Annotated in this window: 13 protein-coding genes; 6 read left to right on the forward strand and 7 right to left on the reverse strand. The window is 41.6% G+C overall.

The window, feature by feature from the left end:
- Position 1 precedes the first annotated feature (1 nt).
- The 5 genes from AACX33_RS07125 to AACX33_RS07145 all read left to right on the forward strand — a co-directional run bounded on the left by AACX33_RS07125 (position 2) and on the right by AACX33_RS07145 (position 6002).
- On the forward strand, positions 2-1159 hold the full coding sequence (locus tag AACX33_RS07125) for a glycosyltransferase (protein WP_193997806.1): 1158 nt from the start codon (positions 2-4) through the stop codon (positions 1157-1159).
- The gene (locus AACX33_RS07130) at positions 1160-2983 is read left to right on the forward strand and encodes an ABC transporter ATP-binding protein (protein WP_193997805.1); all 1824 of its coding nucleotides are present in this window, start codon (positions 1160-1162) and stop codon (positions 2981-2983) included. It abuts the gene before it with no gap.
- 17 nt (positions 2984-3000) lie between these two features.
- The gene (locus AACX33_RS07135; RefSeq protein WP_227788661.1) at positions 3001-3981 is read left to right on the forward strand and encodes a phosphotransferase family protein; all 981 of its coding nucleotides are present in this window, start codon (positions 3001-3003) and stop codon (positions 3979-3981) included.
- 102 nt (positions 3982-4083) lie between these two features.
- Positions 4084-5604, forward strand: a complete 1521-nt coding sequence (locus tag AACX33_RS07140) for an iron uptake porin (RefSeq protein ID WP_193997804.1) — start codon at positions 4084-4086, stop codon at positions 5602-5604.
- A 185-nt stretch (positions 5605-5789) separates the two neighbouring features.
- Positions 5790-6002: a hypothetical protein gene (locus tag AACX33_RS07145; protein ID WP_193997803.1), complete on the forward strand. Its 213-nt coding sequence runs from the start codon at positions 5790-5792 to the stop codon at positions 6000-6002.
- A gap of 149 nt (positions 6003-6151) precedes the next feature.
- Here the strand turns inward: AACX33_RS07145 and AACX33_RS07150 are convergent, their stop codons facing one another.
- From AACX33_RS07150 to AACX33_RS07160, 3 genes are all read right to left on the reverse strand, one after another.
- On the reverse strand, positions 6152-7855 hold the full coding sequence (locus AACX33_RS07150; protein WP_193997802.1) for a tetratricopeptide repeat protein: 1704 nt from the start codon (positions 7853-7855) through the stop codon (positions 6152-6154).
- Between the two features lie 130 nt (positions 7856-7985).
- Positions 7986-9398 carry an LCP family glycopolymer transferase gene (locus AACX33_RS07155; RefSeq protein WP_193997801.1) on the reverse strand — a complete coding sequence of 471 codons (1413 nt, stop codon included), beginning with the start codon at positions 9396-9398 and terminating at the stop codon, positions 7986-7988.
- A gap of 287 nt (positions 9399-9685) precedes the next feature.
- Entirely contained in the window at positions 9686-10078 is a 393-nt protein-coding gene (locus tag AACX33_RS07160) for a hypothetical protein (protein WP_193997800.1), read from the reverse strand.
- 108 nt (positions 10079-10186) lie between these two features.
- Between AACX33_RS07160 and AACX33_RS07165 the strand changes: the two genes are divergently transcribed.
- Complete coding sequence (locus AACX33_RS07165) at positions 10187-11347, forward strand: AI-2E family transporter (RefSeq protein WP_193997799.1); 1161 nt, start codon at positions 10187-10189, stop codon at positions 11345-11347.
- 46 nt (positions 11348-11393) lie between these two features.
- Here AACX33_RS07165 and AACX33_RS07170 read toward each other — a convergent pair whose 3' ends face one another.
- The 4 genes from AACX33_RS07170 to AACX33_RS07185 form a co-directional block, all read right to left on the reverse strand.
- Positions 11394-12722, reverse strand: a complete 1329-nt coding sequence (locus AACX33_RS07170; RefSeq protein WP_193997798.1) for a serpin family protein — start codon at positions 12720-12722, stop codon at positions 11394-11396.
- A 433-nt stretch (positions 12723-13155) separates the two neighbouring features.
- The gene (locus AACX33_RS07175) at positions 13156-14148 is read right to left on the reverse strand and encodes a glycosyltransferase (protein ID WP_193997797.1); all 993 of its coding nucleotides are present in this window, start codon (positions 14146-14148) and stop codon (positions 13156-13158) included.
- Positions 14149-14427: 279 nt separating this feature from the next.
- Positions 14428-15081 (reverse strand): DUF6391 domain-containing protein, encoded by a 654-nt coding sequence (locus tag AACX33_RS07180; RefSeq protein ID WP_193997796.1) that lies wholly within the window; start codon positions 15079-15081, stop codon positions 14428-14430.
- Positions 15082-15264: 183 nt separating this feature from the next.
- Positions 15265-15528, reverse strand: coding sequence for a helix-turn-helix domain-containing protein (locus AACX33_RS07185; RefSeq protein ID WP_193997795.1), 264 nt, complete (start codon positions 15526-15528; stop codon positions 15265-15267).
- Between the last annotated feature and the right edge of the window lie 43 nt (positions 15529-15571).

Raw genomic sequence — 15571 nt, forward strand, 5'->3', positions numbered from 1 at the left:
GGTGCGAGTTGCTTATGTTTGTGCTGATGCGGGAATTCCTGTTTTTGGGCAAAAGGGATGCTCTATTCATGTTCAGGAGGTGATACGAGCTTTCCAAGGCGCAGGTTGTGGAGTGGATTTGTTTGCTACTCGCGTTGGGGGTGAATTACCGGCAGATTTAACTAATGTTGCGGTTCATCAGCTTCCACCTATTCCGAAACAAGAAAGGGCTGTCAGGGAGCAGGTGGCTTTGGGGATGAATCCTGATTTGGGTTTGGCTTTGGAGAAAGCTGGCTGTTTTGATTTGATTTATGAGCGTTATTCTCTTTGGAGTTATGGCGCAATGGAATTTGCTCAACTTAGGGGGATTCCGGGATTGTTAGAGGTAAATTCACCTCTGATTACTGAACAGGCAACTCATCGCGGTTTGATTGATTATCAAGGTGCTGAAACTGTTGCTCATCGGGTTTTTAACGCTGCTACGGCGCTGATTGCTGTTTCGGAGGAGGTGAAAACTTATCTCATGGATTATGTGGATGAGTCTAAGGTTTATGTGATTCCTAATGGGGTAAATCCTCAGCGTTTTTCTGCTGTTGATTCTTCTACTCAATCAGAAATTTTTACTGTGGGATTTGTCGGTACTTTGAAACCGTGGCACGGATTGCCAATTCTCACGGAGGCTTTTTCTCTTTTGTCTCAACGTGTTCCCAATGCGAAACTTTTGATTGTGGGTGATGGACCGGAACGAGAAAATTTGTCAGCAGAATTAACTGCAAAAGGATTAGACACTCATACCCAATTTACAGGGGCGGTGAGTCCTGAGCAAATTCCTCCATTGTTGGCAAAAATGGATGTTGCTGTTGCACCCTACTCGGCGCAGTCTGATTTTTACTTCTCTCCGTTGAAAGTCTATGAATATATGGCGGCTGGTTTGCCTGTGGTTGTCAGCCGGATTGGGCAATTGGTTGATTTAATTGATCCAGGCGTGAATGGTATTCTCTGTCCTCCTGGTGATGCGATCGCTTTGACAAATGCCTTAGAAACATTATGGCGATCGCCTACTCTTCGTTATAGTTTAGGACAAGCTGCCCGAAACACAGTCATCGCAAATCATACTTGGGATGCGATCGCTCAACAAATTCTCCATATAGCTGGACTCTCTGTGGAGGTGAGACAATAAATGTCAAAACCTTCTGGTTTATGGTCAGTTCTAGCTTATTTTTGGCCTTACATTCGCCCACAATCTGGACTAATTTTGATTTCTGCGATCGCTCTAATTGCAGATGTCGCCCTCCGGGTACTGGAACCCTGGCCGCTCAAGTTTGTCTTTGATTATGTTCTAATTCGGGACAATCCACCCACTAATATTCCCATAATTTCTGAACTGGAGCCAGTCACATTACTGACATTTTCAGCAGTTGCCGTTCTCATCCTTACCGGATTACGCGCCTTTGCCGCTTATTGGAGTACTGTCGGACTAGCAACAGTCGGTAGCCGAGTCATGGGTGAAGTGCGAAATCATTTGTATCGTCATCTCCAAGATTTATCTTTGGGTTATCACACCAAGGCTCGTAGCGGCGATTTAATTGTGCGTGTCAGTAGCGATGCTAGCCGTCTCCAAGAAATTATGATCACGGCAGCATTACCGCTAGTAGTCAGCATTCTTACCCTATTTGGCATGATTGGGGTGATGTTTTGGATGAATCCCAGCCTGACCCTACTGGCACTATTCACACTACCGTTATTTTGGTTAGTTACGCATCGACTCAGCCAGCGAATTCGAGAGTCTTCATTAAAGCAACGCAAACAAGAAGGGGCGGTAGCGGCGACTGCGGCTGAATCCATTGCGGCGATTAAACTGGTTAAAGCCCTCTCGCTACAGGATGCCTTTGCGCGAGTGTTTGCTCAACAAAATCAGCGCAGTCTCAAAGAAAGCGTCAAAACCCAACGGCTGGCGGCGCACTTAGAACGTACCGTTGATGCGGTGATTGCCCTGGGAACCGCAATTGTTTTATGGTATGGCTCCTGGCTGGCGCTGCGCGATGCTTTAACACCTGGGGATGTGCTGGTATTCATCACCTATCTAAAGAACGCCTTTAAGCCAGTTCATAACTTCGCTAAGTACACTGCAAGACTCGCTAAAGCTGCTGCTTCTGGTGAGCGAATTTTAGATATCTTACAAGAGGAACCTGATGTCCGTGATGCGCCTGATGCAATTCCCGCCCCGATTTTTCGAGGTGCGGTGTGTTTTGATCACGTTGACTTTGCTTATGATTCAGGACAAGTTTTACTGCAAGATATTAATTTAAATATTCAACCGGGACAGCAAGTCGCGATTGTAGGGACTTCCGGTGGTGGTAAATCGACATTAGTCAGTCTATTATTGCGACTTTATGACCCAACATCAGGACAAGTAATGATTGATGGGCGGGACATCCGAGAGTACACATTAGAATCATTACGTCCGCAAATTAGTGTAGTTTTGCAAGATAGTCTGTTATTTGCCGCTTCTATTCGAGAAAATATCGCCTACGGGATTGCTGGGGTGTCTGATGCGGAAATTGAAGAGGCGGCGCGTTTAGCGAATGCTCATGATTTTATCGCAGGTTTACCGCAAGGATACGACACGCTTGTAGGGGAAAGAGGCGCAACCCTTTCTGGTGGACAACGCCAACGAATTGCGATCGCACGTGCGGCGATTCGTCAAGCTCCTATCTTGATTTTAGATGAACCAACTACGGGTTTAGATAAGGGTAATGAGAAGGCTGTGATTGATGCGCTGCAAAGGTTATCGGCAAATCGCACGACTTTTTTAATTACTCATGACCTTTATTTTGCAACTCGTGCAGATATTATTCTTTATCTGGAAAATGGGCGGGTGGTGGAACAAGGTTCTCATTTGCAATTGATGCAACAAAATGGGCGTTATGCGGCTTTGTATCAGGTGCAGAGTGCTATGGGAATTGAGGGTGGAGAGAGGAAACGCAAAGGAACGCTGAGGTAAGCGCAAAGGTACGCAAAGTGTTAATCAATTTAGTTGATAGTAAGATGCCTTTTTTGTCGGCTGCAATTGATCGGTTGCAGGTTGAAGAATGTTTTAGTCGGTGTTTGGTTAAGGCTCAAAATATGCACCTGCAAAAAATTGAAGTTATTCGTCACAAACCTGGGCGGCGTTGTTTGATTGAATATGAATTTATTCATGATTCTGGGGAAATCATGACGCTGATTGGTAAGGTGAGAGCTAAGGGAACCGATTATCATAGTTATGAGTTACAAAAATCTTTGTGGGATGCAGGATTTGCTGATGATAGTGATGATGGGATTTCTGTCCCTGAACCTGTAGGGATAATTCCAGAATGGCAGATGTGGTTACAGCGCAAGGTTGAAGGTGATATCGCTACTCGATTCCTCACGCAAAATAATAATAATATTTTAATAGCAAAAAGAATTGCTGAAGTTGCTCATAAACTTCATCAAACTAATATTCCTCCGCGCCGTTCTCATACTATGTCAGACGAACTGCGAATTTTACATGAACGCCTTCCATTAGTCATACAACAATATCCCGAATGGCAAGCACGGTTAGAAAAAATCTTAGAAAAATGTGATCATTTAGGACAAAATACACCAGAAGCAAAACCCTGTGGTATTCATCGTGATTTCTATCCAGATCAAGTGATTATTCATAATTCTCGGTTATATCTCATCGACCTAGATTTATATTGTGAAGGTAATCCGGCGCTGGATATTGGTAACTACATCGGTCATATAAAAGAATACAGCCTTCGCACCTTTGGTAATTCAGAAGCATTGCACGAATGTGAAAAAACCCTAACTCAAACATTTCTGCAACTGACAAAAGATAAATCCCCTCTTGCTATTGAAACTTACACCACCCTCACCTTAGTTAGACATATTCAGATCAGCACTCAATTTCCAGAACGCCGTCCTTTTACCCCAGCATTATTAAACCTATGCGAACAGCGCCTCCATATTATTTAAACTCCAACTCTCTGCGACTCTGCGCCTCTGCGTGCAAAAAAAATCCAGATTATTTCCTCAACAACAGTAATTATTTAATTTTCTGACTTTCAGGAGAGAGCATTGAGAGTTTTAACTTATTTATTAAAAATTGGGTTCATTAGTTCATTAGCTTTGCACAGCATAACTCTAGCTAATGCCACACCCGCAATATCAGATAATCAGATAACATCTGTATCTCAATTATCAGAAATTAGGCTTGATAGTTGGGAAGTTCAAACACTAAATTCATTAATTGAACAATATAACTGTATTAATAATTTTACTCACTATACCAATCAAACTCTAAATCGCTACCAATTTGCAACCGAATTAAATACTTGCATTACACAGATAAATGAGCTAATTTCAAATACTAATTCTGAGATTGTTAATCGAGAAAATTTAACAACACTCCAACGATTAAAAACGGAATTTTCGGCAGAATTAGCAACTCTAGAAAACCGAGTAGATTTATTAGAAAATCAAGTTGCTACATTGAAAGCACAACAATTCTCACCCCAAGTTGAACTTGAAGGAGAGATTATTTTTGCTGTGAGTGGATTTGCGGGTGGGAAAAAAGCCAACAGTAGCGATAAGCCAATAAATGAGAATTTGGCATTTAGCGATCGCGTTCGTCTCTCCTTAGAAACTAGTTTTACGGGAAAAGACGAAATGAAACTCCGCCTACAAGCGCGCAACACACCAGAATTGGCAGAATTTACTGGAACTCAAATGGCAAATTTGGGATTTGATGGTGATGATGACAATGAGGTGGAATTAGATGAACTAGAGTATAAATTTCCCCTCAGTCAGCAAACCCGCATGACTTTGTACGCTTTGGGAGGAGGATTAGGTGACTTTGTTCCGAGTGTCAATCCTCTTTTTAGCGGTAGTGGAGACGGATCAATTTCTACATTTGGCAGGGAAAACCCCATTCGCCGCCAAGGTGGTGGTGCTGGTATTGGTATTTCTCATAATTTGAGTGACAGTCTGAATTTGTCATTAGGATATGTCACCAGCGATGCAGCTAATCCAGACAAGGGGATTTTTGCTAATCCTTACGGTGCGATCGCTCAACTTACCCTCGAACCCACTAAAACCACAGCAATCAGCTTTACCTATCTCCACTCTTACAATAATCTGAATACGGGAACTGGTAGTGAATTAACTGGCAATCCGTTTAATGATCAGGCCGATGCGATCGCGGCTAATTCCTTTGGTGCGGAAGCTGCTTGGCAAATTAACCCAAATATCAGCCTCGGCGGTCGAGTTGGTTTGATTCATGCGAAAGCAGAAAATTTACCAGCAAACCCAAATGCCGTAATCTCCACATGGTCTGTACTGCTAGCTCTCACAGATATTGGCAGAGAAGGTAGCTTTGCTGGGTTTGTGGTGGGTCAACCGCCTAAAGTTACTTATCATAGTTATGGTGATCCCTTTGAAGATCAGGATACATCTTTACATCTAGAAGCCTTTTATAACTTTCAACTCACAGATAATCTGGCAATAACTCCGGGATTATTTGTAATTACGAATCCGGAACATAATAATAGTAATGACAAAATTTATGTTGGCACGGTTCGGACTACGTTTACCTTCTAAGAATACGGTTCCAGCCATACATACAGCAGCGCCTAGATGCAGAACCCATGTGTCGATTAGGATTACCGAGTGTTATTCCTCATAGTTTTCACGGTAACGTTAAAAGTGAAAAGCCTATATAATAAGCTCTTTAACTTTTGACTTCCGCCTTGCGGTACTAATACCATCTGTGAGGGAATTTAGACATGAAACAAAATATGCCTTTGATACTCCTTGGCTTTCTACTGTTTGTGGCAGCAGGAGATCAGGTGTTACCTGGTGCTTTAGGAAAAGCCAGTACCCAGACTCGGACAGCTATGAACAACTTTGTGACGAATTTGTTTGGCTCCTGGCAACCGAAGACAAAACCCTATGAGCGGACAGAGCAGCAATTACGGAAATTAGAAGAAGGCAAATAGCGATTTGGCTTTGTCGGTGTTAGCGTAGCTCACGGAAGGGATAACTTGACAATGTGACAGATTTCTGTTGCAGTTGCGTTTTTTTACAAGATCATTATCCACAGATGTAGAGGCGTAGCGGCTACCCCCAGGGTACACAGATGAAAACTTTAGAAGTTTAAAATATCTAATGATTCGGCGATTTCTAAATCTGAAACTCTTTCGCGGGCATCTTTAAGTGCTTCTAGTTTACCTTCTCGACGATAAATATCTGCTGCTTTGCGAAAATCATTAATTGCTAGCTGTTTATCCCCTAGCTCCGAATAAACGTTACCACGGTTATAATAGGCATGAGCATAATTAGAATTAATCTGAATAGTTTGGGTGTAATCCTCAATTGCTTCCTCGTAATCTCCTAGATCATAACGAGCATTACCACGGTTATAATAGGCATCGACATAATTAGGATTAATTTTGATTGCTTGAGTATAATCTGCGATCGCACCTTGATAATCTTCTAAATCAGCACGAGCATTACCACGATTTTTGTAAGCAAGAGCATCCTGGGGGTTAACCTTGATTGCCTGAGAGAATCCCTGGTGATATTCTATAAAATAACGGGCAATTCCCTGGTTTTTATAAGCATCGGCATAATCAGGATTAATTTTGATTGCCTGAGTGTAATCTTCTATTGCTCCCTGGTTATCTCCAATGTGAGAACGCGCTTCAGCCCGATTTTTATACGCAACAGCAATATGAGGATTAATTCTGATAGCTTGAGTATAATCTTCTATTGCTTCTTGATAATTTCCTAGTTGATAACGAGCTAAACCTCTTTTATTATATGCTTTTCCATCATTAAAATTCAACTGTATTGCTTGGGAAAAATTATCACTTGCTGCTTCATAATCTCCTAATTGATAGTAACTTAAACCTCGTTTGTAAAAAATATCAGCATCAGCTTTCAGTTGCAAAGCTTGGTTATAATGATTAATTGCCGCCTCATATTTACCTTTTGCAAAACATTCATCACCCAGTTTTAGATTAAATATATTTAAATCTTGCTGGCTATTTTGTACATAATTAACTTGCTGATTTTTCACGTTATCTGGAAAACCTCTCTCCAAACCTTCCTCCTGCAAGGAGATAGGCTTTTGTAGGGAAGGGGGTTGGGGGATTAGGTTCCCCATTGCTTTTTCAGCAGAGCGTGAAAACTCAGGATTTACCTGATGACTTGGAGATGAATTAGAGGAAAAATCTTGATAATTATTATTCTTTTGTAACTGTTCTAGATAGCACCATAAACCACCTCCATATAATAATTGATTTATGCCGAATGAAATTTTGCCAGTTCTTAACTTAATCATTTGCGTAGGCAAAAAACCAGCTAAAAATAGGTGATATTCAGGTTGGGCTTCGTTGACTTCTTCTTGAATTAAAACGCAAACTACAACTGCATTTTTGGCAACTTCTTGAGAACTAACTGACCATCTGACTTTATCGATACTGCCATGACGAGACTTGACTTCAACACCAATTGTTGAGTTAGAATTTAAGGTAAAATCAATATTTCCATCACCGCCAAATCGGGTTTCATAATCGACTTCTGTAATAAAATCGGCTAAACGTTCTTTGACAACTTCTTCACCCAGTTTGCCTTTGAGGTTGTTAATAAAAACGTCACGCACTGGCGAAGTCCGCTTATATTTTTCCGCCATCAGCCAGCAAAATTCTCGTAATGTCTTGAGTCTTTCTCCAGAAATGACAGTTAATTCACTATATTGACCTTCTCTTTCACAATGAAGTAAAAAACCGGATGTTAACCTTTGAATAAAATCAGACTGTAGCGATCGCAGTAGTGTAATCCAGTCCATCTATAATTCTGCGAATCTGGTGATGAAATTATTTTAGGAAAATTTCCAGTTAAAGTAAACCTTTCACGAAAAAGTGCTGAGTGTTCAGCACTTTTGATGTCTGGAAAATCTCTCAGATCAGGGATAAATTTTAATAAGTCGCTTCAAAGAGACGTTTTTGTTGTAACCAATCCCTACCGAGTTGGATGGTAACATCAGAATCAATAATGCCAGTGCTTTCCACTCGCACTTCCCCAAATCCCAAAGCATTGCGAATTAACTCTGCATTCTCGCCGTCTCCTTGCTGGGCAATGATATTAGACACTTGTAGAGGTTCACTCCACGGTGGAGATATCTGGATTTTGCGATATCCGAATTCTTCTAAACTCCTAATTAGAGGTATGAGTTCAGAGCGATCGCTACCTGTACTATCTTGAATGAATACTCGCAGAGAGCGGACATTAACGTCTCTCAGTTGACTAGTTAATTCCACACCAAAGTGTTGAGACATCATTCGAGAAATACCAGTTTCGTTTGGTATCCAATAGCTAGCAATATATTCATCTGGTTGGCTAAAGCGACCTGGTAACATGAACATATGCATATTGGCGCGGTTTGTGCGGACACCAAAACCTGCTAGCGCTAATAATTCTTCAATTGTTAAGTTAGTATCAATATTTTCTTTAACTACGTTGAGAACTTGGGGTAATTGAGCTACTGTTGCCGGGTTGAGGGTCTGATCCATCAACGCCCGGATCAGCATTTGTTGCCGTTGTACCCGACCAATATCTCCGAGTTCATCATGGCGAAAGCGTAATAGTTGCAAAGCCTGATCGCCGTTGAGATGCTGTTGGCCTGCTTTTAAATTGATATATAGGTGTTGGGAGTCATCTTGATATTTCAAATCTTTGGGAACGTGTACTGTCACTCCACCCAAGGCATCAATCAGTTTTCCCACACCCAGAACATTAATACGGATATAGCGATCAATTGCCACATCACCCAGAAGATGACTCACGCTTTTGGCAGTTAAAGCCGGCCCCCCATCAACATTAGCAGCATTCAGTTTTTTGACTCCATACCCAATTACTTCTGTACGAGTGTCTCTGGGAATTGAGAGCATAGCTATTCTTTTTGTGGCTGGATCAAATTTGATCAAGATCATCACATCAGCCAGCCCATCAAAAGAGTTTACCTGGGCTTGATAGCCCAGATTCTGCAATTCTGTGGGAGTATTGAGAATATCCGATGGCAGTACGCTCATCCCCATCACTAAGAGATTAACCGGGCGAGTTAATTCTGAGAATCGTAACCCAGTCCCAGAAATGCGATCGCCATCAAAAACCGCCTCTTCTTGGGGACTTAACTGTGCTTGCTGCAATGGAGTACTGGTCAAAGAAACCGCTAACAGCGCCCCTGCTGTTGCTGACACCATTGCAATCCCACTCATACCCAGCCAGAACAACAGCCAACGTCGAGACTTAGGGTTGTGAGAATTTTTCTTTTTCGATTTCAGGGCTTTCGCTAACTGATTTTGTTTCGCCGAAGTTCTTTGACTGGTCACAGACTTCCTCACACTTACTGATCAAACTCGGTAAATTTTCTGACTAATTAATATGCAACCAAATTAACTCATAGAAGTTAACCTTTAATTAACCGTGCTAACTTCTTGCTGTTATGTTAACCACAACACTTATAGCAGGATTTCTCTTTGTTTGTGGCAAATCCGGAGATAATTAATTGAAGTATGACAACAATAAGTTAGTTTGACCAGACCTGATTCGAGATCATCGGCAATTTCGGAAAAAAATCCGTAATAATACGACTAATTCATCGGGATAATTGCCAAAATTAAGACAAATATTTGCCCAACACTCGTTCAGCAAAACGACTTAACCCTGATAAACGGTGAGATTTCCCCTGAATGAGTCGAATAATTAGCCAGACACTGACCAAAAAGTAACCAGATGTCAGAAAGCTATTGAGGATTAACATCCGCAATGTAAAAAATTCTGAAGTCGCGGCCCCAGTGGCTAACAAGAAGTACCCCAACAGCCAAGTAAATGCCAAAGTAATAGACAGACGACTCACAACCAGTTGTTCCCGACTTCCCCGGCCGCGATAGAGAGTCCACAAGGATGGAAAAAAGCCAAGGACTGGAATTAAATACCAAAATAACTGTCTTTTAGAAATGGCTGTGTCTTGAGTGTACTGGGAATTGTCAATTGGTTCAAGATTTTCCATGAGGGTAAGTCTCATCCTAAACTAGAGAGATGAAATGCGATGATGTAGTTAGAGATAATAAGCTATAGAGAAAGATTTAATTAAGTTCTATCCCGCAATCGGCTAAAGATGCAGACACGCAAGCTACTCAACTGGTGGCAGACATTTACACCCCTAGCACGCATTGGGGCGATCGCGTTATGCGCCCCCATTTTAGTTCTCAATGGTTGGGCGATTTCGGCAATTTTCCATTATTTTCACTCCCTAATAGTGATTTTAGTTGGAGCCTCAGTTTTAGCATTTCTGCTCAACTATCCCGTAAGCTGGATGGAGCGTCAAGGTGCTAGGCGAGAACAAGTGGCCATTTTAGTCTTTTTGATCGCCTTATCGGTGCTGTTAGCGCTGGGTGTTACCCTGTTTCCCCTCGCCCTTAGCCAAGCCCAGCAATTGGTGGCGCGATTACCAGAGTTAATCGACTCTGGCCGTTCTCAATTAATGATGTTAAATCAGAAAGCAGAAACCCTGAATTTACCAATTAACCTTGATGCTCTTGTAGTCCAAATCAACGATCGCGTCAAGAGTCAACTACAAGCGATCGCCGGACAAGTGTTAAATCTCGCAGTGGTGACATTCACAAGCTTGCTAGATTTCCTCTTAACAATGGTTTTGACATTCTACCTTTTGCAGCATGGCGGTGAACTCTGGCAGAGTTTAGTGGAATGGCTACCTACCAAATTTCGCCAACCTTTCTCTAAAACAGTCCGCCTGAGTTTTCAAAACTTTTTCATCACTCAACTGATTTTATCTACCTGTATGGCATCAGCCTTAATTCCCACGTTTTTGTGGCTGAAAGTGCCATTTGGGCTATTATTTGGCTTAACTATTGGCATCATGGCTCTAGTTCCCTTTGGTGGTTCAGTGGGTATCGCCCTGACTACCTCCCTTGTAGCGCTGCAAGATTTCTCAATGGGAGTCAAAGTTTTAATCGCCGCTGTGATCGTGCAGCAAATTTTAGAAAACTTAATTGCACCCCGAATTTTAGGTAGCTTTACTGGTTTAAACCCAGTTTGGATACTCATTTCCGTTCTTACAGGGGCAAGAGTTGGTGGACTTTTAGGAGTAATTGTGGCAGTACCCACGGCTGTAATTATCAAGACGGCTTTAACAGCCTTGCGTCCTCAAGGGTTCAACGGTGAAGCTGAAGAGAAACCCGCACCCGTGGTTACAGAAAAATCATCAACAGCTGAACACAATAATCCTCTAAGTGTTTCGGAACCGACATTGCCCTAGACCCCAAGGGTAAGTCAAAAGTCAAAAGTCAAAAAATTTACTCTTACTACTGTGGGTCTGTAATTGAACCCATAAACAAAATGCTGCCTGTTTGATTATCTCGAATCGCAGAGAAAAAGGGACGGTCAACAATCATGCGGAAAGGTTCTGGTTTTTGTCTAAAAGATGTTGGTACCATTCCTACTGATGTCGCAGCGGCGGCTTCTGTACCTTGTTCGTTGACCTCAACAAATGTTTTATGTTTGACTTCACTAATTTTCAAATTAGTACCCATACCAGAAAAATTAGCTTGATTGCTAAAAGCTTCCTCCATCCCTAAAGCTTTGAGTGCATCATTGAGTGTGACATCATAGTCTGTTTTAAAGCGGGGTAAGCGAATAAATCCATCCCGATTTCTCAACTGAGACATCCATTTTTCCCAGTTATCAAAATTCAAGTTTTGATAAAAGGTTTGCAGGTTAGAATCCTCTTTAGGCAAGAAGATATAAAAGCTGACTTTGCCATCTTCGCCATAAGGTAAACTCACTGCCTGAAACTGGTCGTTTTCATAGTATCTATATTCGCCAGTTTGCGACATCATCATTTGTTGCTTCTGTTGTCCAGAGATTGAGTTAAAAGGATGTTTGGCAGTTTGTGATTTATCAAACTGATTGCTCCATTCTCCTTTAAAATATATGGCGTTAATCAGAAACAACACCTGATCAGGTGGAATTTCTTCAACTATTTGGTTGATTTTTCCACGAGTACTGTCTTTGACCCACTTATTGATAGTATTGGCAGATGCCGCATCTTTAAAGTCTAAATTCGTAACCTTGGCTTTGTAGAATTCCTGGGTGCTTTGGAGAAAATTTGGCTGCAAAGTGGCTTCTTTATTTGCCCATAGGGAGTTAGCAATAGTCAGTTGCACTTGCGGATCAGGATTTTCTAGCAACTCTTTTAATGTGGCGTAAGCAGAGTTAATTTCTGGTAGACTCATCCCCTGTAATTCTAGGGTCTTCGCCATTGCTTGTTGAGTAGAACCACTGGCTCCATTATATGCCATAGCCAGGGCGATCGCGACACTTGAAGGAGAAACAAAAATGTTATCTTTACTACTGTTATTTTTCCAAATTTCTGAAAACAGTTTGAAGCCAAATTTATTATTAGCATTCACGAGTTTTGCATCAGAAATTAATGTTTTTTTTGGCAATCGAGTCTCTGAATAAGGTAGATCAGATTGTGTCAGGGAATTTGCACTACCACTAACCTGGGAACACCCTAACACACTGAACAGAACAACACTAGCTGCTGCCAAAACGTAGCGTCTTCCTAGACTGACACCATAACGTCTTTGTAGGAAGTTTTTTTCCACACCACTTAATTTCTGCCGATTCATTCTGCTACCTCGTTTGCCCAACGTTTTTAGCTGTCTATCAAAATGGACGCTAAATTATGTTTCGATTGTTTACTATTGCATTTAGAATAGGCAAAACTTTAGATGGTTACAGTTTTAGTAACAGCCAGTTGGTGGGAAGAATTAAATATAACTTATGTAAGCTGATTATCCAGACGGCAATTCAGATGTAGGTTGAGACAAACTGACGCTTCAGAATGATCTTATTTAGGATAAATGTATACTAGACTACTTCAGCACCAAATAATCGTTTTTATTTGATTTTTGATGATAAATAAATCTAATGATTGCCCTTTGCGTAAGCAAGGATAACTTTTATGAATAACTGCATTCCACTATACATTTTACATAAAATCAAATATGTAGTAAAATCTGAGATAACCCAAATAATTAGGGACACTCACAGCAAAAATTCCTAAAAGTATTTCTGCCTGATTTTTTTGTATATGTTCTGAATGCGTAGTTTGGCCACACGAGTTGGGGACAAATCCTGAATATTGCCGGAAAAGTTGATTTTGTGATCAAAAAATTCGTTGATTTCATCCAAAATAACTTGCAATCTCTGGAGAATATTTTCAGTTCGATACTCGGCAAAAAACTCTTCGGGCATATCGATACTTTGTGCAGATTTTAGCGACTTGATTACACGTTGCACATCATATTCTTTTGAGTATCCGGCGATTTTATAGCAATTAAACCCAGGATCTAAATAATCTGAAAGTCCACCGTTGACACTGGAAAACACCTGACAGCCACAAGCAAGAGCTTCCATTGGCTGTAGTCCAAAGCCTTCACTCACAGGTTGTTGCGCCCAATATTCGGCAGAGTCATACAGGTAAATTTTTGCCTGATTAAATAGCCCAGGTAAATCTTCTACATAAGAATCAACTAATTTTACTTGACACTGTTGCTGCAAAGCCGGAATCAATTCTTGGATTAAATACTCAGAAGATTTTCGGGCTTGAACTAAAACATCAATATCTCGCTTTAGATGTAAATTTTTAAATTCGTTACTAATTTGATTGGGCAAATAATATATCAGAGAATTAGGCGATTTCTGCCCCCAATATCCCATTGTGTTGCGGCTAACTGTGATGATGGGAATACTCGCAGGGAGGCGAAATTTGTAACCTGCGCTGTGGGCATGGTAAATAACATTGTACTGCTTAAGCTTGGCTGCTAGTGGGGCGATATCAAATCCCCAGCTAATCACAAAAATTGCCGCATCTAAATTTTTTTCTGCCAGCAAATCATCAATAAATAGTTGGTCTGTTTCTCTTTGGCGATAAGTGACGACATCAGCATCACAGATTTGCTGCGCTAGTTTAACTGTTTTTAATTCTGCCCACAGTCCACCGCAGGCGAATTTGCCATGAGTACCTGGAACTAAGAAGTAAAGCTTTCTCATATATAGCTGGGGAGTGGGGGAAGAAGCAGGGGAGCAGGGAGCAGGGAGCAGGGGGGAAAATTGTGACTTCCCAATGTGACTAATGACAAATGACGACCCTATCCAGTTAACTTTATTTACGCCGACCTAATTATCCGTTTATGTTTTAACCTTCTTGGGGGTTGCTATACATTGGATTTTTCTCATGTCTATACGCTGAGAAATGGGCTGATATTTAAATTCCAGCAGTATACCGACACATTCAAGGTAGCTGAGGCTATGCAATGACTAGAAAAGTGGTCACTCTTGCCAACTGACTTTGACGAAATGTCCCTGTCGTCCCCAAAGGTCGCGAGTCAGAGTAATATTTTCAATTGCTAGGTTAAAGGGAATGGCTGTGGTTAGGTAGCGCTGGGCTATGGAACCTAAATCAGGTGCGAGTTCTGCTGCTGTGGTAGCGGCTATTCCTAAGCCGATTAATTGCTCAATTGGTCGGAATGGTAGTAACAGATTGACACCGAGAGCTAGTCCGGCTGTTAACAGCATGGCAACTGATACATTTGTGCCACAGCGAGGATGCACGGCTAAATCCCATTCACCATTGATGAGACGATTTAAGCCTAGTGTCACCGCCCGCCGCAAATCACTGATGTTCACTTCACCATAAAGGTAGAATCCTTGTTCTGTAGACAAGCCGCCTAATAATTCGTTATCTACCTGCACTTTTGTGGGTCTGCCTTTGGGTGCATAGGCGCTGTTGGCTTCACTCAAAATCCAAACAGTGGCGTGTTCTAGGGCGTGAACCTGCCGCAGTAGCATCATTTCTCTCAACCCTGGGATGAATGATAGCTGTCTGAGTAACTCAGCATCTTGTGTTGGTTGCGGTGCGGTAAAATCAAAGCTAAAAAAATCAAAGGTAGACGAGCTACCTTGAACAGAAGCTGAAGTATTCATAAAAACACTGCTCTCCTCGCTGATGGAGCAATATAGACTTCATAAATGTAACGCTTGAGGCGGGAAATTGTTGCTAATTTTTGTTGATGATTGCTTGATTTCGATGCCGGTCAGAATTTACGCTAAAGATTCACCTGAAAATAAAGGCGTGAGTCGAAAAATTAGTACACACCCAGAAATTGTTTAATCTTTCCGGATGGGTAAAACACAGCAATTCACTTCATCTAAGCAGATTTTCCCCCACTGCAAAGCCCAACGGACGAGAGCCACTCGGTTGTCGGTTTGGGTTTTGGTGAGAATATTGCTGATATGGTTATCAACTGTACGTTTGCTAATCTCCAGTTTGACTGCAATATCTTGGTTAGTTAAGCCAGCGGCCACTAAGTCGATGATTTGCAATTCTCTGTCTGACAGACTAACAGGGGTCCCAGACGCGCCACCAGCCATAACTTTTTCTATCCTCCCTTGGTATATGTACTTAATCCTCTTT

Source organism: Nodularia sp. LEGE 04288, assembly GCF_963896525.1.
GTDB lineage: Bacteria > Cyanobacteriota > Cyanobacteriia > Cyanobacteriales > Nostocaceae > Nodularia.